The 19,041-nt window shown below is 63.9% G+C and carries 20 protein-coding genes; 13 read left to right on the top strand and 7 right to left on the bottom strand.

What is annotated here, in order from left to right; genetic code table 11:
- Positions 1 to 103: 103 nt before the first annotated feature.
- Both ACVDHE_RS03475 and ACVDHE_RS03470 read right to left on the bottom strand, forming a co-directional pair.
- On the bottom strand, positions 104 to 382 hold the full coding sequence (locus ACVDHE_RS03475) for a hypothetical protein (protein ID WP_213039662.1): 279 nt from the start codon (positions 380 to 382) through the stop codon (positions 104 to 106).
- Positions 383 to 469: 87 nt separating this feature from the next.
- On the bottom strand, positions 470 to 892 hold the full coding sequence (locus tag ACVDHE_RS03470; RefSeq protein WP_249539369.1) for an HIT family protein: 423 nt from the start codon (positions 890 to 892) through the stop codon (positions 470 to 472).
- A 155-nt stretch (positions 893 to 1,047) separates the two neighbouring features.
- On the opposite strand from ACVDHE_RS03470, the gene ACVDHE_RS03465 reads away from it, so the two are divergent.
- Positions 1,048 to 1,977, top strand: a complete 930-nt coding sequence (locus ACVDHE_RS03465; RefSeq protein WP_458885601.1) for a sugar phosphate isomerase/epimerase family protein — start codon at positions 1,048 to 1,050, stop codon at positions 1,975 to 1,977.
- 60 nt (positions 1,978 to 2,037) lie between these two features.
- Here ACVDHE_RS03465 and ACVDHE_RS03460 read toward each other — a convergent pair whose 3' ends face one another.
- The 3 genes from ACVDHE_RS03460 to ACVDHE_RS03450 all read right to left on the bottom strand — a co-directional run bounded on the left by ACVDHE_RS03460 (position 2,038) and on the right by ACVDHE_RS03450 (position 4,509).
- The gene (locus ACVDHE_RS03460) at positions 2,038 to 2,394 is read right to left on the bottom strand and encodes a DUF1294 domain-containing protein (protein ID WP_458885600.1); all 357 of its coding nucleotides are present in this window, start codon (positions 2,392 to 2,394) and stop codon (positions 2,038 to 2,040) included.
- A 63-nt stretch (positions 2,395 to 2,457) separates the two neighbouring features.
- Complete coding sequence (locus ACVDHE_RS03455) at positions 2,458 to 3,387, bottom strand: pseudouridine-5'-phosphate glycosidase (RefSeq protein ID WP_418724704.1); 930 nt, start codon at positions 3,385 to 3,387, stop codon at positions 2,458 to 2,460.
- 30 nt (positions 3,388 to 3,417) lie between these two features.
- The gene (locus tag ACVDHE_RS03450) at positions 3,418 to 4,509 is read right to left on the bottom strand and encodes a PfkB family carbohydrate kinase (RefSeq protein ID WP_325225636.1); all 1,092 of its coding nucleotides are present in this window, start codon (positions 4,507 to 4,509) and stop codon (positions 3,418 to 3,420) included.
- Between the two features lie 182 nt (positions 4,510 to 4,691).
- On the opposite strand from ACVDHE_RS03450, the gene ACVDHE_RS03445 reads away from it, so the two are divergent.
- The 4 genes from ACVDHE_RS03445 (at position 4,692) to asnS (ending at position 8,612) form a co-directional block, all read left to right on the top strand.
- The gene (locus ACVDHE_RS03445; protein WP_458885599.1) at positions 4,692 to 5,996 is read left to right on the top strand and encodes a hypothetical protein; all 1,305 of its coding nucleotides are present in this window, start codon (positions 4,692 to 4,694) and stop codon (positions 5,994 to 5,996) included.
- Complete coding sequence (locus tag ACVDHE_RS03440) at positions 5,983 to 6,123, top strand: hypothetical protein (protein WP_458885598.1); 141 nt, start codon at positions 5,983 to 5,985, stop codon at positions 6,121 to 6,123. The genes ACVDHE_RS03445 and ACVDHE_RS03440 overlap by 14 nt, the downstream gene beginning before the upstream one ends.
- Before the next feature lie 86 nt (positions 6,124 to 6,209).
- Positions 6,210 to 7,118: a hypothetical protein gene (locus tag ACVDHE_RS03435; protein ID WP_458885597.1), complete on the top strand. Its 909-nt coding sequence runs from the start codon at positions 6,210 to 6,212 to the stop codon at positions 7,116 to 7,118.
- Positions 7,119 to 7,217: 99 nt separating this feature from the next.
- Positions 7,218 to 8,612 (top strand): asparagine--tRNA ligase, encoded by a 1,395-nt coding sequence (asnS, locus tag ACVDHE_RS03430; protein WP_418724699.1) that lies wholly within the window; start codon positions 7,218 to 7,220, stop codon positions 8,610 to 8,612.
- 1,208 nt (positions 8,613 to 9,820) lie between these two features.
- Here asnS and ACVDHE_RS03425 read toward each other — a convergent pair.
- A complete protein-coding gene (locus tag ACVDHE_RS03425; RefSeq protein WP_213039653.1) occupies positions 9,821 to 9,988 on the bottom strand; it encodes a ribbon-helix-helix domain-containing protein in 168 nt (55 codons plus the stop codon).
- 124 nt (positions 9,989 to 10,112) lie between these two features.
- Between ACVDHE_RS03425 and ACVDHE_RS03420 the strand changes: the two genes are divergently transcribed.
- The 3 genes from ACVDHE_RS03420 to ACVDHE_RS03410 all read left to right on the top strand — a co-directional run bounded on the left by ACVDHE_RS03420 (position 10,113) and on the right by ACVDHE_RS03410 (position 12,613).
- Complete coding sequence (locus tag ACVDHE_RS03420; RefSeq protein WP_458885596.1) at positions 10,113 to 10,394, top strand: hypothetical protein; 282 nt, start codon at positions 10,113 to 10,115, stop codon at positions 10,392 to 10,394.
- A gap of 80 nt (positions 10,395 to 10,474) precedes the next feature.
- A complete protein-coding gene (locus tag ACVDHE_RS03415; protein ID WP_458885595.1) occupies positions 10,475 to 11,263 on the top strand; it encodes a ZIP family metal transporter in 789 nt (262 codons plus the stop codon).
- Between the two features lie 72 nt (positions 11,264 to 11,335).
- Positions 11,336 to 12,613, top strand: a complete 1,278-nt coding sequence (locus tag ACVDHE_RS03410; RefSeq protein WP_325225657.1) for an L-cysteine desulfidase family protein — start codon at positions 11,336 to 11,338, stop codon at positions 12,611 to 12,613.
- Positions 12,614 to 12,675: 62 nt separating this feature from the next.
- On the opposite strand, the gene ACVDHE_RS03405 is transcribed toward ACVDHE_RS03410, so the two are convergent.
- A complete protein-coding gene (locus ACVDHE_RS03405) occupies positions 12,676 to 13,335 on the bottom strand; it encodes a DUF624 domain-containing protein (RefSeq protein WP_458885594.1) in 660 nt (219 codons plus the stop codon).
- 321 nt (positions 13,336 to 13,656) lie between these two features.
- Between ACVDHE_RS03405 and ACVDHE_RS03400 the strand changes: the two genes are divergently transcribed.
- The 5 genes from ACVDHE_RS03400 (at position 13,657) to ACVDHE_RS03380 (ending at position 18,935) form a co-directional block, all read left to right on the top strand.
- The gene (locus ACVDHE_RS03400; protein WP_458885592.1) at positions 13,657 to 14,643 is read left to right on the top strand and encodes a LacI family DNA-binding transcriptional regulator; all 987 of its coding nucleotides are present in this window, start codon (positions 13,657 to 13,659) and stop codon (positions 14,641 to 14,643) included.
- A gap of 124 nt (positions 14,644 to 14,767) precedes the next feature.
- Positions 14,768 to 15,607, top strand: coding sequence for a carbohydrate ABC transporter permease (locus tag ACVDHE_RS03395; protein WP_418725937.1), 840 nt, complete (start codon positions 14,768 to 14,770; stop codon positions 15,605 to 15,607).
- Between the two features lie 60 nt (positions 15,608 to 15,667).
- Positions 15,668 to 16,933, top strand: a complete 1,266-nt coding sequence (locus ACVDHE_RS03390; protein ID WP_418725938.1) for an extracellular solute-binding protein — start codon at positions 15,668 to 15,670, stop codon at positions 16,931 to 16,933.
- A 105-nt stretch (positions 16,934 to 17,038) separates the two neighbouring features.
- Positions 17,039 to 17,938: a carbohydrate ABC transporter permease gene (locus ACVDHE_RS03385; RefSeq protein WP_418725939.1), complete on the top strand. Its 900-nt coding sequence runs from the start codon at positions 17,039 to 17,041 to the stop codon at positions 17,936 to 17,938.
- Between the two features lie 4 nt (positions 17,939 to 17,942).
- A complete protein-coding gene (locus ACVDHE_RS03380) occupies positions 17,943 to 18,935 on the top strand; it encodes a ComEC/Rec2 family competence protein (RefSeq protein WP_458885591.1) in 993 nt (330 codons plus the stop codon).
- The last annotated feature ends 106 nt before the right edge of the window (positions 18,936 to 19,041 follow it).

Below are 19,041 nucleotides of genomic sequence, written 5' to 3'. Positions count from 1 at the left end.
ACAAGATCAAAAAAAGTACAGTCGCCTCGATGTAAAAAAGCAAAAAAATCCCTGGGCATTTTCACAAAGACACTGCCGCCTCCCGCAATGGCGCGGGAGGCGGTCACCGCCTCAGTGCGTCCAGCCTGGACAGGAACGCGTTTCGGCGGAACACGATGAACTTGTATGCGCGCCCGCCCTCCATGGTGAGCGTGACGGTGGGGAAGCACAGCGCCCGTCCGGTTCCGACCGTCTGGATGCGGTCGTAGGGCAGTTCCAGACGGCGATAAAATGCGTCCGCCTGGAGCTTGTTCGTCCGGTACAGCACCCGGTCGCTTTGCAGCCAGATCGCGCCGCCCAGAACGCCCTCGTGGAAGAGACTTGCCAGGAAAACATCCTTCATACTGACCCCCGTTTCTCTGCGGACCGCCTGACGGCACCCTATGAAAAAGCCGGGGAGGGACGTCCCTCCCCGGTATGGGCGCAGGCGTTACATGCCCAGCTTTTCCCGCAGGGCCGCGATCATCTCCTGATACTCCCCGTCGCTCAGCAGCACCGGCTCCGGGTTGGTGATGGCAAAGGCGCCGCCGAACTCAAAGCCGCCCTCGTACTTGGGGACGATGTGGAAGTGGAGATGGGGATTGGTGTCGCCGAAGGACCCCAGGTTGATCTTGGTGCAGCCCCACAGCTCCTTGACGGCGCCGGAGGCCCGGGCCAGATCCTGGGCAAAGTCCGCCAGCTCCTGGGGATCGCACTCGCACAGCTCCTTCTTGTGGTCCTTCAGGGCCAGGGCGCAGCGGCCCTTGTGGGCCTGGTCCTTGAAGAGGTACAGCACGCCGGCCTTCATCTCGCCGACCTTGAACATGATGGCCTCCCGGCCCTCGTGATGCTCGTCGCAGTAAAAGCAGCCCATGGGTATCAGCCTCCTGTCAGAATTTTGGGAAATCTTCCCCTTGCTCCTACCATACTCCAACCCGGCGCCGCCGTCAAGGAAAACGCTTGCGCCATTGCGGCGGCGGACAAAATGTGGTATGCTGGCGGCAGAAATCAGACTGGAGGCGATGGGACATGAAATTGGGCATGGTGACGGACTCCCTGGCGGAGCTGACGCTGGCGGAGGCGGCAAAGGTGTGCCGCGATCTGGGGCTGGAGCAGGTGGAGCTGGGCTGCGGCAACTGGTCTCCGGCGCCCCACGTGGATCTGGACGCCCTGACGGCGGACGCCGGGGAGCGGCGGCGATTGACGGACACCCTGGCGGAAAACGGCCTGGAGATCTCCGCCCTCAACTGTTCCGGCAACCCCCTCTTTCCCGGGGAGAAGGGAGCGCGGGACCGGGCTGTGGCGGAAAAGACCTTTACCCTGGCGGAGCAGCTGGGATTGAAGACCGTGGTGATGATGAGCGGCCTGCCCGGGGGCTGTCCCGAGGACCGGACCCCCACCTGGATCGTCACCTCCTGGCCGCCGGAGACGGAGGAGATCCTGCGCTATCAGTGGCAGGTGGCCGTCCCCGCCTGGCGGGAGCTGGCCCGGCGGGCGGCGGACCACGGCGTGGAGCGGATCGCCCTGGAATTCCACGGCTGGCAGCTGGTGTACAGTGCCGAGACCTTGCGGCGGCTGCGGGGCGAAGTGGGGGACATCCTGGGTGTGAACCTGGACCCCAGCCACCTGTTCTGGATGGGCGCGGACCCTCTGGCGGTGGCAGAGGCCCTGAGCGGATGCATCTACCACGTCCATATCAAGGACGTGCGGCTGGAGCGCGCCGCCGGGCCCAACACCCTGCTGGACACCAAGGGCGTGCTGGAATTCGCCACTCGCTCCTGGAACTTCGTCACCCCGGGCAGCGGCCACGGGGAGGACTGGTGGCGGGGGTTCCTCGCAAAGCTGAAATCGTGCGGCTACGACGGCCCCCTGAGCATCGAGCAGGAGGACTACACCATTCCCACCCGGCAGGCTTTGGAGCAGGCGGCAGCACTGCTGCGGCGGGTGCTGCCGGCATAAGACATCAAAAGCAGCAAAAGCGGCGCCTGGGACCGATCGTCCCAGGCGCCGCCTTGCTTCTCAATGGGCCAGTACCCGCCAGGCAATCCAGGTGGCAAGCGCCAGCTGGAGCACCAAAATGGCTGGCAGGCCGTACCGGAACCGCCTGTGGAGGGTTTTGTGGTGAAAGACCCGCATCCCCAGGATGGCCCCCACGCTGCCGCCCAGAATGGCCAGCAGAAACAGCGTTTTTTCCGGCACCCGGCGGACGGCCTCGTTTTTTGCCTTGCGCTTGGCCTTCCACTTGTCCAGGCCGAACACCAGGAAGGCCGCGGCGTTCACGGCGATCAGCCAGATCCACAGCAGGGGCCAGAAATCGCCCAGTACCACAAAGCCGGTGACCGTGGTGCCATCCGGCAGAAACAGACTCTTTTCCATGGGAGTTCTCCTTCAAAAAAACGGACTGGCCGGGTTTCCGGCCAGTCCAGTGTAGCAGAGGATTCAGTTTTTGGCAAGTTTACTGAGCTCCCCGGCGGTCTTGGCCGCCAGGGCGGCGTTGTTGTACACCAGCTGGATGTTGCTGGCCAGGGAGTCGCCGCCAGTCAGGTCCTTGATCTTGGCCAGCAGGAAGGGCGTGGTCTCCTTGCCGTGGATGCCCAGGGCCCGGGACTCCGCGATGGCCTCGTCGATGGCCTTGCTGATGACCTCGTGGTCCATGGAGTATTCCTCCGGGATGGGGTTGGTCACCAGCATGCCGCCGCCCAGACCCATGTCCTGCTTGACGAAGAAGGTCCGGGCCAGCTCCTCCGGGGTGTCCAGCCGGTAGTCCACCTTGAAGCCGGACTTGCGGGTGTAGAAAGCGGGCAGCTCCTCCGTCCCGTAGCCGATGACGGGCACGCCGTGGGTCTCCAGATACTCCAGAGTCAGCCCCAGGTCCAGGATGGACTTGGCACCGGCGCAGATCACCATGACGGGGGTGTGGGCCAGCTCCTCCAGGTCGGCGGAGATGTCCATGGTGGTCTCTGCGCCCCGGTGGACGCCGCCGATGCCGCCGGTGGCGAACACGCTGATGCCCGCCAGGTGGGCGATAATCATGGTGGTGGTGACGGTGGTGGCGCCGTCCATCCCCTTGGCCACCAGCACCGGCAGATCCCGGCGGCTGGCCTTGGTGACAGCGGTGCCGGTCTTGCCCAGGTAGTCGATCTCCTCAGGGCTGAGACCAGCCTTTAGGCGGCCGCCCAGCACGGCGATGGTGGCGGGCACGGCGCCGTTTTCCCGGATGATCTTCTCCACGTTCAGCGCCGTCTCCACGTTCTGGGGATAGGGCATGCCGTGGGAGATGATGGTGGACTCCAGCGCCACCACGGGACGGCCCTCCGCCAGGGCCTGCTGCACTTCGGGGGCGATGTCCAGATACTTGTTGAGATCCATGGTAGATTCCTCCAAATTCAAATGGTTGTATCAGATCGTGTTTCGAAGGCCGGCCCGCTGTTCCAGGGCGCCGGCGCTGAGGGCGGGGTTGATGGTCTCCCGGCTCTCCATGGCGATGGCGGAGGCGGCAAGGCCCGCCCGGGCGGCGTGCTCCAGGTCCGCCTGGCGCAGGTGGGACCACACCAGGGCCGCCATGAAGGCGTCGCCGCAGCCGGTGGTGTTGACCATATCGGCGGCGGGAGCGGGCAGCAGGACCCGCCTCTCATGGTCGGCGGCGTAGACGCCCTCTGCCCCCAGGGAGATGAACACCTGCTTTAGGCCCGTATCCAGCAGGGCCCCGGCGGCCTGTTCCAGGCTGGCCCGGTCCGTGATGGTCACGCCGGAGAGAAGCTCTGCCTCGATCCGGTTGGGCTTGAGGGTGTGGAGTTTTCCCAGCACCGGCCGGAGCTTGACCGCCTTGGCGGTGGACACCGGATCGGCGAAGATGGGCGCCGTGCAGGTCTCTGCCAGGAAGCGGATGCTCTCCTCCGGAAGATTGGTGTCGATGACCACCGCCTCGCTGCCGGAGAGCAGCTTCATCCGGCCGGAGAGGACCTGAGGCGTCAGGTGGCGGTAGATGTCCATGTCGCTGACCGCCAGGGCCATGTCCCCCTCGGGGCCGTTGATGAAGAGGTAGGTGGAGGTCCGCCCGCCGGGGATCACCGGGGACTGGGAGATGTCGATGCCCAGCTCCGCGCAGCTGCCGGCGATCTTCTGGGCGTTGGCGTCGTCGCCGAAGGCGGTCACCAGCCGCACGTCCAGGCCCAGCAGGCTCATGTTGTGGGCGATGTTGCGGCCCACGCCGCCCAGGCTCATCCGCACCTCGCCGGGGTTGGAGTCCCGGGGCACCAGTTCCCGGAAGGGTCTGCCGCCGATATCCACGTTGACCCCGCCCACCACGGTGACATAGGAGGGAGTGCGCAGGATGTAGCCCTTGCCGGTGATGTAGCCCTTTTTCATCAGGTTGGAGATGTGGACCGCCGCGGAGGACCGGGTGATGCCGGCCTTGTCCGCCAGCTCCTGCTGGGAGATCATGGGGTTTTCCGCGATCCAGTTCAGGATCTGCCGTTCCCGCTGGGTCATGGCACCACCTCCGTAAACAAAAATTTATAAAAATAATCTTATGCTTATTTTACCTGACTTTTTGGGATTGTCAACCCCCCTGTTTTTCCGCCGCCGGTCCCGCCGGCCGAGCCGATGGTCCGCCGACACTGGACGGCGGCTGGAAAATCCCCTATACTGAGAGCGAGAAAGGGGGGAGGACCGTGGAGATCAAGGTGGTGGTGGATCCGGCGGAGACCGGCATCCGGGTGGAGGTCCGCGCCCCCGCCATGACGACGGAGGTGGAGGCCCTGCTGGAGCGGCTGTCCCGGGAGGGACCGGAGACCCTGCCGGGATTCCGGGACGGGACGGCGGTGCTCCTGGCGCCGCCGGACATCCTCCGGTTTTACGGGGAGGACAAGGCAGTGCTGGCCCAGACGGCGGACGGCGTCTACACGGTCCGCCAGCGGCTCTACGAGCTGGAGCAGCGGTTCGCCCCCCCTCCGGTTTGCCCGGATCTCCCACTCGGAGATCGTGAATCTGAACAAGGTGACGGCGCTGGACCTGACCCTCACCGGCACCATCCGGGTGACGCTCTCGGACGGGACCGTGTGCTGGGCCTCCCGCCGGTATGTGCGCAGGATCAAGGAGGTGCTGGGCCTGTGAGAGCGTGGTTGGAGATGCCCCTGAACCGTCAGCGGGCGGCCTGGGGTGTGGGCATGGGCCTGGGAGCCATGGCCCTGGTGCCCCTGGCGGTGGTCTGGCTCAACAGCCTCAGCGTGCTGCCGGGGGATCCGCTGCTGGTGCGCCCGGCAGTGCTGGCGGCCCTGGGCTGGCCCTGGGGCGCTCTGCTGGCGCTGGAGCTGGCTCTGGGCTTTGGCTTCGGCGCGTCCGTGGGCCTGGCGGTGCCGCCTATGGAGGGCTCTGGCCGCGCCGTGGCGGGGCGGACGGCGGTCCATCTGCTGGCCTCCTCGGCGCTGTTTGCCGGGATCTGCTGGGTGTGCGGCCTGCCGCCCCGGAACTGGCAGGGATTGACGCTGCTGCTGGGCCTCTACTGGCTGATGTATCTCACCGTGTGGCTGCTGCGCTGGCTGCGCTGGCGGACGGAGCTGGAGGGCATCCGCCGGGAGCTGGGCCTTGCGGCCCCGGCCCCGGCGGGCGGGCCTCTCCAGGTGCGGCCCCTGGCGCCCTACCTGCTGCTGGCGGGGGCCCTGGAGCTGGCGGTGCCGCCGCTTTTCCGGCTGGTGGAGGGGGGCAGTGACGTCCCGGTGCTGACGGGACTGTTCTACCCCTACCTGCTGCTGCCCTTCGCGTGCCTGGCCGTGGGCTGGGCGGCGGGACGGCGGCGGGGCCTGGGCCTGGTACTGCCGGTGATCTGCGCGGCGCTGACGGTGCCCCACGTGTTCCTGCTGTACAATGAGAGCGCGCTGTTCCAGGCGGGCGTGGCCGCGGGGTTTGCCCTGGCGGGCAATCTGGCCGGTGCGCTCCGGCGGCGGGTAAAAGGAGGCCGTGCCCATGAGGCGCCGTGAGGCGGCGCTGTACGGCGGCACGGGAAAGACGCTGACTGCCGCCCTGGGTGCCGGCACCGAGCCCCGGACTTTTTGCTCCGAAATGAATATTCCCGGAACCAAATCGCCGCCCTCTGCGTCTGAGTAGACAAAGAGGGCGGCGGCCGCGCTGTCCGGAACGGGGCCGGGCCTGAGAGAATCGGCCGGTCCCGTGGAGCAAAGGAGGATCTTGCCATGAAAAAATGGTGCTTGTTTTTATGCGTATACGCCTGCCTGTGCCTGCTGGCGGCCTGCGCCGCCGACGGCGCTCCCACTTTGGAGGAAACACCTGCGGAGGAGACAGCGGAGAGCACCGTGGTGTGCCGCGTGATTTCAGAATTGGAGGGCGGCTCCCTGATCCTGGCGGAGCAGGACCGGGACGCCGGGCTCTACACCCTCTCCTTGGCGGACAAGGCCGTCACGCTGGACGGGGCGGATTTTGACCCGGCGGCGCCGGGGGCGTATCAGGCCCTGCCCGGGGAGTCCCTGGCGGGGACCACGGTGACCGTGACCTTTTCCGGCGGCATCCAGGAGTCCTGGCCCATGGGCTTTTCCGGTGTCACCGCCCTGGACTTCTCCACGGAGGACTTCGACGACACCTGCCGGCTGTACCTGGACGTGCTGGAGGATCTGTGGAACGCGGACGGCGCCCTCAATGAGAACCTCACGGAGCTGGCACTGGACCTGACCACCACCGGCCTTACCGGCAGCGAGCGGGAGGCGGTGGCCTACGCTTTCGGTGCGGCCCACGGGCTCATGGCCATGGAGGCGACGTTTGAAGAGCTGGTGGACCAGGGCTATGTCAGTGCCACGCCGCTTCCTGCCTCCGGGTCGGGGGAGGAGGCCGACGCCCCGGAGCACTTTTTCTATGAATGGGAGGACGGGTGCCTGTTCTCCATCACAGAGGCAGATGAGCCGGTGATCTTCAACGAGGCGGCCATGGGTCCCCAGACCGGCGACGAAGTCCACTATGAGGGCATCCGCTTCAACGCCGGAAAGTGGCGGACCTCCCTGGCGGCCTATATCTTCTCCAACTGCACCGCCGTCCGGACGGCGGGCGGCGCCTGGGGCGATTACACCGTGGAGGCGGAAATGGTATCCTGAAATGACGGAAAAATCCGCTTTCCTCTTGTAAAAGATTCCCGGATGGAGTACAATACTCTATTATTGTCCAGCAAAAACGAGAAAACGGGTGAATTTCAAATGAGCTACACGAAAATCGCGGCGATTTACGCCGACAGCCAGGCCCTTTCCGGAAAGACCCTCACCGTGGGCGGCTGGGTCCGTACCATCCGGGACATGAAGACGTTCGGCTTCATCGAGCTCAACGACGGCTCCTGCTTCCGCAATCTCCAGGTGGTCATGGACGCCAACTCCCTGGAAAATTATAAGGATATCGCCGCCCAGAACGTGGGCGCGGCGCTGATCATCACCGGCACCGTGGTGCTGACCCCGGAGGCCAAGCAGCCCCTGGAGCTGAAGGCCAGCGCCATCGAAGTGGAGGGCACCTCCACCCCGGACTATCCCCTCCAGAAGAAGCGCCACAGCGTGGAGTTCCTGCGGACCATCCAGCACCTGCGGCCCCGGACGAACCTGTTCTCCGCCGCCTTCCGGGTGCGCTCCGCCACGGCCCACGCCATCCACTGCTTCTTCCAGGACCAGGGCTTCGTCTACGTCCACACGCCCATCATCACCGCCAGCGACTGCGAGGGCGCCGGTGAGATGTTCCAGGTGACCACCCTGGACCTGGAGAATGTGCCCAAGAACGCCGACGGCACCGTGGACTACACCCAGGACTTCTTCGGCAAGAAGGCCAACCTGACCGTCTCCGGCCAGCTCAACTGCGAGAACTTCGCCATGGCCTTCGGCAATGTCTATACCTTCGGCCCCACCTTCCGGGCGGAGAACTCCAACACCCAGCGCCACGCCGCCGAGTTCTGGATGATCGAGCCGGAGATGGCCTTCTGCGACCTCAAGGGCGACATGGACGTGGCCGAGGCCATGATCAAGTACGTCATCCGCTACGTGCTGGAAAAGTGCCCCGATGAGATCAACTTCTTCAACTCCTTCGTGGACAAGGGCCTGAAGGAGCGGCTGGAGCACGTGGCCTCCTCTGATTTCGCCCGGGTCAGCTACACTGAGGCGGTCAAGATCCTGGAGCAGAACAACGACAAGTTCGACTTCAAGGTCTACTGGGGCTGCGACCTGCAGACCGAGCACGAGCGGTATCTCACCGAGCAGGTGTACAAGCGCCCGGTGTTCGTCACCGACTATCCCAAGGAGATCAAGGCCTTCTATATGCGCCTTAACGACGACGGCAAGACCGTGGCCGCGGCGGACTGCCTGGTGCCCGGCATCGGCGAGCTGATCGGCGGCAGCCAGCGCGAGGAGCGGCTGGATCTGCTGGAGGCCCGTATCCAGGAACTGGGCATGGATCCCAAGGACTACTGGTGGTACTGCGACCTGCGCCGCTACGGCTCCTGCCGCCACGCGGGCTTCGGCCTGGGCTTCGAGCGGATGGTCATGTACCTCACGGGCATCAACAACATCCGGGACGTGGAACTGCATCCCCGGACCGTGGGCAACGCGGATTTCTGAGAAAAGCGAACAGACAGGGGGGCGGCCGCCGGGCCGCTCTCCTTTTTTTACGCTTTGTCCTGCTAACATCGGCGCTCTTGTCAAAAGCCCTCCCCCTTGGGGAGGGCGGCTGGCCGCGGGCCGGACAGGGGAGGGGGCAGGGTTGCTTGAGACTTTCGCAGAATGCGTTTTCCCGGCAGGCCGGGTGGGGAGTGCAGGCTCCCTGCGAGGGATCCGCCCCCGTTTTCTTTTGTCTTGACAAAAGAAAACGGCCGCGGCCGGTCAAAAGAAAACCGCCGGGACGAAAGGGCGGCCCTTATGGGCTGCCCTTTCGTAAGCGCGAAGGTCGTGCGGATCGGCCCGGTGGTGATCGGCGGCCCCGTCGACCCTGCGCCAGACCTGTCCCGTGAAGGACTGCGCCTCCGCATCCGATGGTGCGGCAGAAGATCGTGGGTGCAAGACCGGATGGGCGTATTTCTGCTCCCGCGCGTTACGCGCTGCTCCGGCGGTCGCTGAGGGACGTTCCGCAGGAACGGGTCCTGCGTCCGACTGAGGGCGGCGGGCGGATATGGGATCCGCCCCTACATCCCGCCGGGGCCGGGACCCTCGAAGGCCGCCCCGGCAGCGCGCAGCGAAGCGGACCGGGCGGAAAGAGGAGCAGACCAAATCCGACCGCGGCCCCGTCCATCTGCCCGGGGCCGTTATGCGGAGAGCAGCCCCTTCACCCGCCGGGGCCGGGACCCCTCGACGGCCGCCCCGGCAGCGCGCAGCGAAGCGGACCGGGCGGAAAGAGGAGCAGACCAAATCCGACCGCGGCCCCGTCCATCTGCCCGGGGCGTTATGCGGGGAGCAGCCCCTTCACCCGCCGGGGCCGGGCACCCTCAACGGCCGCCCCGGCAGCGCACAGCGAAGCGGAACGCGCGGAAGCAGAAATACGCCGATTCAGGTTTCCACCCCGTCCGCGCTCCGCCCCATCGAATGCGGAGGTGCAGTTCTTCGCGGGACAGGTCCGGCGCAGGGTCGACGGGGCCATCGATCTCCGCCGGACCGATTCGCGCGACCCCCGCATACACAAACAGGAGGACTGGACGGTCCTCCTGTTTGTCAAAACGGTTTTCTCTTCCACTGGGCGCGGCCCATTCTCTTTTGCCAAGACAAAAGAGAATGGGGGGCGCATCCCCGCAGGGACCCTGTGCCCCCGGAGGCTCCGGCCCATAACCCCGCCCCGCTCAGCGGTCCCTCTTTCCGTACTTTTTCAAAAGGTCCTCCACCGCCTCATCCAGCAGGCGGCTCTTGGGGATGCGGGTCTGATCCGCCAGGGTATTGAACCCCTCCATCAGTTCGTTTTTCAGCGATGAGGTGAACCGCGTCCGGTTGACCAGCACAGGCTCAGCCATTTTGAACGCCTCCTTTACTACAACATGGGTACTATATAGTCACCATGTTACACTATGGTAATTCTCTGAACAAGTGGTTGTACATAGTGCTATATAGTGTTATAATGCAGACGAGGTGATGAATATGAACGACGCGCTGGAACTGCTTTGCGCCTGGCTGGAGACCAACCGGCGGCAGATCCAAAAAGACGACCCCCAGTGGCGGGAGTTCTCCGCCGAGGCCAATGCGCGGATGGAGGCCTTTTACCGCACCCACCGCCGCAACAAGCCCCTGGTCCACGCCGTCAACGACCTGCTGGACGCCCTCTGGTTTCAGGCGGAGCGGGAGGCCCGGCTGTCGCTGCTGCTGGGACTCCAGATGGGGGCGGCCCTGGACGGCGCGGGCCCGCTGCGGTGGGAGCCGTGAGAGAAGAGCGGGCCGCGATTGACAGGATCTCCCCAAAAAGGGTATGATACAGTTAAGAACCAGTTAAAAAGGAGGCTTTCATGCTGCAGCGGGAACTGCTCTACGCCGCCATCGGCACCGGATGCACCTGCCTTGCCACGGTGCTGGGCGCCGCCATGGTGTTTTTCTTCAAAAAAGAGATGTCCGCCCTCACCCAGAGGGTCTTTCTGGGGTTCGCGGCGGGCGTGATGATCGCGGCCTCCGTGTGGTCGCTGCTGATCCCCGCCATGGAGATGGCGGAGAAGGCCGGAGGCAGCGTGTTTCTGCCGGCGGGCGGCGGATTTGTGCTGGGCGGCGTGTTTTTGATGCTGCTGGACCGCCTGCTGCCCCACCTGCACCTGGACAGCGACCGGCCGGAGGGTCTGCCTGCCCGGTGGAAGCGCACCACCATGATCGTCCTGGCGGTGACCCTCCACAACATCCCTGAGGGTATGGCGGTGGCGCTGAGTTTCACCGTGGCCGCGCAGGACGGCGGCGCCCTGGCGGGGGCCGTGGCCCTGGCCATCGGCATGGGGCTCCAGAACTTCCCGGAGGGCGCGGCGGTGTCCCTGCCCATGCGGTCCCAGGGCGTCCCCGTGTGGAAGGCCTTCTGGTGCGGCGCGGCCTCCGGCGTGGTGGAGCCGGTGTTCGGTTTGCTGACCGTTTTGGCGGCGGGCAGCGTCACGGGGCTCATGCCCTGGATACTGTCCTTTGCCGCCGGCGCCATGATCTACGTGGTGGTGGAGGAGCTGATCCCGGAGGCCCACCTGGGCGAGCACTCCCATGCGGGCACCGCCAGCGTCATGGCGGGCTTCCTGGTAATGATGCTGCTGGACGTGGCCCTGGGCTGAGCCCAAGGCGGAAATAGATGCTGGAACGAGCCCTCCGGGGCCCGAAAGACGGAGGAAAAGGAGGAGACAGCCATGGAACGCACACCCCATTACGACAGCTACGTGAAGATCCTGGAAGAGGAGCTGATCCCCGCCATGGGCTGCACGGAGCCCATCGCCATCGCCCTGGCGGCGGCCAGGGCCCGTCAGGCCCTGGGCGTGGAGCCGGAGGCCTGCCGGGCGGAGGTCAGCGGCAATATCGTGAAAAACGTCAAGGCTGTCACCGTGCCCAACACCGGCGGGCTCAAGGGCATCGAGGCCTCCGTGGCCGCCGGCGTGGTGGGCGGACGGCCGGAACTGGAGCTGGAGGTCCTCTCCCGGGTGACGCCGGAGGAGATCGCCGCCATGCGGGACTTTCTGGACCGGTGCCCCATCAAGGTGGCTCTGGGCGGCGAGGGCCGGATTTTCTACATCAACGTGACCGTCATCGGCGGCGGACACTCCGCCTGCTGCGAGATCATGGACTTTCACACCAACGTCACCCGGATCATGCGGGATGAGAACGTGCTGTTCCAGGGCGGCGCCGCCGGCGGAGAGGCGGAGGAGACGGACCGGTCCGTCCTCAGCGTGGAGGAGATCATCCGGTTTGCCGACTGCCTGGATGTGGAGGACGTGGCGGAGGTGCTGGAGCGGCAGATCGCCTACAACAGCGCCATCTCCGCCGAGGGCCTCAAGGGCGGCTGGGGCGCCGAGGTGGGCAAAACGCTGCGGACCGTGTACGGGGACAGCCTGCCGGTCCGGGCCCGGGCAGCGGCTGCCGCCGGGTCCGACGCCCGGATGAGCGGCTGTGAGCTGCCGGTGGTCATCACCTCCGGCAGCGGCAACCAGGGCATGACCGCCTCTCTGCCGGTGATCGAGTACGCCCGGGACAAAGGCGCCAGCCGGGAGGAGACCCTGCGGGCCCTGGCCGTGGCAGACCTCATCACCATCCACCAGAAGACCAGCATCGGGCGGCTGTCCGCCTTCTGCGGGGCGGTCAGCGCCGGCAGCGGCGCCGCCGCGGGCATCGCCTATCTGGAGGGCGGCCGGTATGAAGTCATCGCCCACACCATCGCCAACGCCCTGGCCATCTGCTCCGGCATGGTCTGCGACGGGGCCAAGCCCTCCTGCGCCGCCAAGATCGCCTCCGCCGTGGACGCGGGGCTGACGGGATACTATATGTATCTCCACGGCGGCCACCAGTTCGTGGGCGGCGAGGGCATCATCCGCAAGGGCGTGGAGAATACCATCGGCAGCGTGGGCCGCCTGGCCCGGCAGGGGATGCGCCAGACCGACGAGGAGATCCTGGACATCATGGTGGGCCAGCAGTGAGAATCATGAATCAGAAAAAGGGTACGGCCGGAGGGCCGTACCCCTTTTATATGAAAAACACTTCAGCTCTGGTTGGGGGCATGGCGCCGCAGAACTGGCTCCATCACCAGCAGCTTCAGCAGCGCCAGCAGCGCAAAACCCAGCAGGATCCAGAAGCCCGTCAGGATCATGAAGGTCCTGGCGTACAGGAAAAACAGCGCCAGAGGTACCAGCTCGATGACCAGCATCACCATGGACCGCCACAGCTCCCCCAGTCCCAGCAAAAAGGCCTTGCGCAGCAGCGCGCCGGGCCGTCCGCCGCCAATGGCCAGCAGCGGGAACAGCCACAGCACCACAAAGGCCCACACTGCTCCGGATACCAGCAGCGGCAGAAGGGCGAAGGCGTTGTTCAGAAGGTTCTGAACGGCTGTCAGCCACGCAGCCCACAGCCACACCACGCCCAGGACCAGCGCGGGCAGCCACAGCGCCGTAGCTGTGCGCCAGCAGCGGCGGAAGGCGCGGAAAAAAGCAGTGAATGCTGTGTCAAAGCTCAGCTCCCGGCGCTCCAGCAGCACTGCGTACAGAGCGGTGGTGGCGGCGCCCGTGGTCACCACCGGCAGGCTGCACACCAGCCAGCACAAATTGCACACTGCCAGCAGGGCTACCTGGCCCACCCGGGTCATCAGGGGAGAGCTGTCGGAGACCAGGTTGGAAAACCTCTGCCACAGTCCCGGCTTTTTCATAACGACCTCCCTCTCCGGCAGACGGCCGGTTTTGCAGTTTTCCAGGATTTTCTGGAGCCAGTATAGGGGAAAACAGACAGCTTGTCAACGAAAAGGGACGATTTGAAGGAATCAGAAAAGAGTGTAAGCGGTTACAAATATTCGGCAAAATCAATAAAGCAGATAAAAAGAATTTATTCAATTTGGATGAATTTCCAATTATGCCTTGCTTTTCAATAGAAACAATGTTAAATTGGCACTAGAAGGGCAGGGGCAAGAGCCGCCGCCCGTATGTTTGTAAAGATAATTGTAACCGCTTACATTACTGGGACGGAGGACACCGTGAATCCAACCATCTATGATGTTTCCAAACTCTCCGGCGTCTCCACCGCCACCATTTCCAGGGCCTTCTCCAATCCGGAACAGGTGCGGGAATCCACCCGGCGGAAGGTGTTCGAGGCGGCCGAGGTGCTGCATTATTCCCCCAATGCCATCGCCCGGGCCATGGCCCGGCAGCGGACCGACAAGCTGGCCTTTCTGATCTGTAAGAAGGACGCCACCATTCTCGACGAGTTCTACGCCGCCATTTGCGAGGGCATCATGCGGGAGACCAACAAGTCCGACCATCAGCTGCTGATCTCCACGGCGGCCGACTGGCGCCAGACGCCCAGCACCGCCCAGCGCAAGCAGGTGGAGGGGGTTATACTGGGCGGCAATGCCCAGCCGGATCTGGTTTCAGAGTTCCAGAGCCAGCACATTGCCGTGGTTCTGGTCAACAACCGCATGACCGGCTTCGATCTGCCCTGCGTCCTCTCCGACGAGTACGGCGGTGTCCGCCAGGCCATCGAGCACCTGATCGACCGGGGCCACCGGCACATCGGCATGATCGCCGGCCGTTTCTCTCCCTACATCGTGGGCGCCCGCTACAACGCCTTTCTCAGCGTCGCCAAGGAGCGGGGCATCCGGACCGACGCCCGGGACATCCAGATGTGTGACGCCGATGCGGATGACGCCGCCCGGGCGGCGATGGAGCTGCTGGACCGGCCGGACCGGCCCACCGCTGTGTTTGGTGCCAATGACGTGGTGGCCGCCGGCATCCTGAAGGCGGTCCGCCGCCTGGGGCTCCGGGTGCCGGAGGATGTGGCGGTGGTGGGTTACGACGATTCCACCGTCTGCGGCATGCTGGAACCGGAGTTGACCTCTGTACGGATCAACTGCCGCCGGATGGGAGAGCTGTGCGTGGAGCGGCTGCGGGCACTGTTGGCTGGGGAGGACTGCCCCTCCGTTACTACGGTGCCCACGGAGCTTTGCATCCGCGGAACCACCTGAGAGGGATTTTTTACAGAGTTTTGACAAAAGCTTCATAGAGCGCAGATAGCGAAGGGCGGGATCGCCCGGTATACTTGGGAGCCGGGACTGACGGTTTTCCGGTAAAGGCAAGGAGGAAGATAGCATGAAAGCAAGAAAGCGGATCGGGACAGTGGGAAAGATCCTGGGATGTGCGCTGCTGCTGTTTGTGGCGCTGTTCCCCATCTACTGGCTGCTGGCCATGGCCATCCGGCCCACGGAGGAGATGCAGGGCCATATCGCTTTGATCCCCCAGGCGCTGACCATGGAGCATTTCGTAAAACTGTTTACGGAGAAGGGCTTCGGCACCGCTATTATCAATAGCCTCCAGACCACCTTCGGATCTCTGGTGCTGTCTCTGGCTGTTGGCATCTGCGCGGCATATGTTCTGGCCCGCCGCCGTTTTCGCTTTGGCCTGAAGCGGCCGGTAACCTATTGGATTCTGCTGGTACGCGTACTGCCGCCGGTGGCTTTCACCATTCCTTTGTACACGATGTTCAGCAATGCCGGATTACTGAACACGAAGCTTCCTGTCATGCTGGCCTGCGTGCTGATCAACGTGCCGCTGATCATCTGGTTCCTCATCAGCTTCTTCCAGGACCTGCCGGAGGAAGTGGAGGAGAGTGCCAAGGTGGATGGTGCCACGGAGTGGCAGCTGTTCTGCCGGATCGTGTTGCCTCTGGTGGCCCCCGGCATTGCGGCGGTGGCCATGCTGTCCTTCATGTATGCCTGGAATGAGTATACCTACACCGTCATCTTTACCCGCAGCCCTGCCAACAATACCGTTCCTCTGGCCCTGTCAGTGCTGAATACCGAGGACAACCTGACCAACTTCGGCCTGGTGGCCGCCGGAGGAGTGATGTCCGTCATTCCCATTACCCTGTTTGTGATCTTTGCACAGAACTACTTGATCTCCGGTCTTTCAAGCGGCGCTGTCAAAGAGTAACAAAAATAAAAAACGAGACCAATTCAAAACGAGGAACAACTGAGATTAGGAGGAAAAGAAATGAAGAAATGGTTTGCCTTGCTCCTGGCCCTGGTCATGTCCCTGTCCCTGGTTGCCTGCGGCGGAAGCGATACCTCCACCGACAGCAGCGGTGATACCGGTACTGATTCCGGTTCCGAATCTCCCACCAAGATGACTCTGATCCTTCGCGGCGGCGCCTACGGCGAGGTCCTGGAGGCCTGCCTGCCCGCCTTCGAGGAAGAGCACAACGTGGATATCGAGGTGCTGCTGATGTCCTTCGACGATCTGCACACCGGTATCGCTCTTGATGCCGTGAACTCCACCGGCACCTATGATCTGTGCATGGTGGATGGCTCCTGGATGGCGGAGTTTACTGCCAACGGCGTGCTGGCCAACCTCAGCGAGATGGGCTACAGCTTTGACGACGACATTATTGAGGCCACCACCACCATCTGCAAGGTGGATGATGATATCTACCTGGCCCCCTACTATGGCAATGTCACCGTCATGATGTACAACAAGCAGCTGATCGCTGATGCCGGCTATGCTCCCGAGGACATCACCACCTTCGAGGACCTCATGGACATCGCCCAGAAAACCAAGGACGCTGATTCCAGCAAGAATGGCTTCCTGATCCGCGGCGGCAGCGCCGACAACATCCTCTCCGACTTCCTGCCCCACCTGGTGGTCCACGGCGGCTGGGTTGTGGATGAGAACAATCAGCCCACCGTGAACACTCCCGAGTTCAAGGCTGCCATGGAGGAGTATCTGGCTCTGTACAAGCTGGGCAGCACCCTGGATAAGGACGACATCGTGGCCTCTGTCACCGCTGGTGAGACCGCTCTGGCCCAGATCTGGCCCGGCTGGTACGTGCCCACTGCCGACGGCCCCGCCAACTACACCACCATCCCCACCAAGCTCAACGACTCCGACACCGAGAAGAACGTGGCCCTGCAGGGCGTGTGGTGCATCGGCATCCCCAACAACGCCCCCCACAAGGATCTGGCTCTGGAGCTGCTGGAGTACGTGATGAGCCCCGAGGTCCAGCTGGCCACCGTTGAGAACGGCGGCGTGCCCTGCCGCTATTCCAGCCTGCTGGATGAGACCGTTCTGGAGACTTATCCCCATCTGGAGACCGTCTGCGGCGCTCTGGAGACCGGCGTGTATCGCCCTGTGATCGAGGAGTGGACCGAGTTCACCAACATCCTGGGTACTGAGATGGACAATGTGATCCAGGGTACCAAGACCATCGACCAGGGCCTGGCCGACGCCCAGAGTCTGCTGGAAGATCTGATGGCCGGCTGATTTCCCTGCGATTTTCCCAACGGACCATGGGTGTGGTCCGGGGCACCGGTCTCCGGTGCCCCGGGCCCCCATTCCCTAACCTCTTAGAATTACGAGGGCTTTATGATGAGAAAGAATGAGTTTGCAAGACTCAGCAGCGGAGGTGCCCAGACGAAGCTGTTCGGCATCAAGATGCTGACCCCCACCATACTGGTGCTGCTGGTCATGACCGCGTATCCCCTGGTCTTTACCCTGGTGTACAGCTTCACCAACTACAATTACCTCAAGCACGCCAATCGTCCCGCAGACTTTGTCCTGTTCAAGAACTACATTGACCTGTTTCAAAACGAATATTTCCGTCAGGCCGTCCTCAACACCATTAAGTTCACCATCCTGGCGGTGGTGCTGGAGATGCTGCTGGGACTGCTGGTGGCGGTTTTCATCCATAGCCTCAAGCGGGGCCAGAAGGTCATGCGGACTTTGCTCCTGCTGCCCTACCTGCTGCCAGCTGTGACGGTGGCCCTGAGTTGGCGCATGATGCTCTCTTCCAACTACGGCATCATCAATCAGTTCCTCACCAGCCTGGGTCTGCCCTACTACAACTGGTTCCTGGATACCAAGACGGCCTTCGGCACGATCCTGGTGATCGATGTGTGGCAGAATGTGCCCTTCGTGTTTCTGCTGCTGTTCGCTTCCCTGCAGTCCGTGCCGGAGGGGCAGTACGAGGCCGCCCGTATTGACGGCGCCGACGCCATCCACCAGTTCTGGTACATCACCATTCCCAACATCAAGAACTCTCTGGCACTGTGTGCCCTGCTGCGGACCATCGACACCTTCCGCCTGTTCGAGAAGGTCAATGTCCTGACCGGCGGCGGCCCTGCGGGTACGACCACTACCATCACCCAGTACCTGTACAACTACGGCATCAAATCCCTGGACTTCGGTTTCGGCAGCGCCGGCGCCATTGTTATGACGCTGCTGGTGCTGATCCTCTCCAGCTTCTACATCAAGCGCGCCATGGGGTGAGCCTATGGAACATATGAGACTGACATTCGTAAACGTGGGCTATGGCGAGGCCATGGTGCTGGAGTGCCCGGACCCCGCCCGACGGAACGGTCAGTTCGTCATGGTGATCGACGGCGGCGGAAACGAGTCCGCGGAATTCGCGGACCGCTCCGGCGGCCGCGTGCCCATGGCGGAATATCTGACTGCCCGGGGTCTGGACCACATCGACGTGATGGTCAGCACCCATATCCACGAGGACCACATCTGCGGGCTGCTGCCGCTGCTGGAGCGATGGACGCCCCGGGAGCTGTGGCAGACCCTGCCGGCGGATTTCTACCGCCGGACCCGCCCTCTGGGCGTGCCGGAGGGCGTGACTCCCTCCCAGAGCAAGTTCCTCCGGGCCCTCAATGACTACGGAACCCTCTGCCGCCTGGTGGAGGACCGGGGCGGCGTGATCCGCACCATTACTGCCCCGCTGGAGGAGACCTTGTGCCGGGACCTGTCGGTCCGGGTGCTGGCGCCTTCCGCCTCTCAGGCAGAGGAGCTGGCGGTGCTGCTGGACGGAGTCTATGCTGCGAAGGATGCGGAGTTCTGGTCCCGTCTGGACCGCCTGGACGCCCGCATGAACAACTTCAGCCTGGTGCTGCGGCTGGACTTCCGCGGCACCGGTGTGCTGCTGCCGGGCGACACCAACTGCCTGGGTTACGGCGATATCCCGGCAGAGGCCCTGCAGGCGGACCTTTTCAAGGTGGGGCATCACGGCCAGCGGGACGGTGTCAGCGCCCAGCAGCTGCGCGCCATCGCCCCCAGGGCAGTGGTGTGCTGCGCCTCCAGCGACCGGCGGTACAACAGCGCCGATCCCGGCGTGCTGACCATGGCGGCGGAGGGCGGCGCCCGGCTGTACTTCTCCGACTGCCCCCCGGTCCCCGGCGCGGCGGAGCCTCTGCCTCCCCATCATGCTCTGGAGTTTACCATCGGCCCCGGCGGCGTGGTGGAAGGACGGTATCTTCCCCTTTGACCGATCCTGCAAGCCCCGGCCCCTTCTGGGGCCGGAGCTTGTTGCTTTCCCCTGGGGGATGCAGAGGTTTGGTAAACGTTTTCAAAAAATGGAAAAATATGGATTA

This window comes from Dysosmobacter sp. Phy (genome assembly GCF_054476235.1).
Note: the sequence above shows the minus strand (reverse complement) of the source record. Positions and strands in the feature narration are given on the sequence as shown.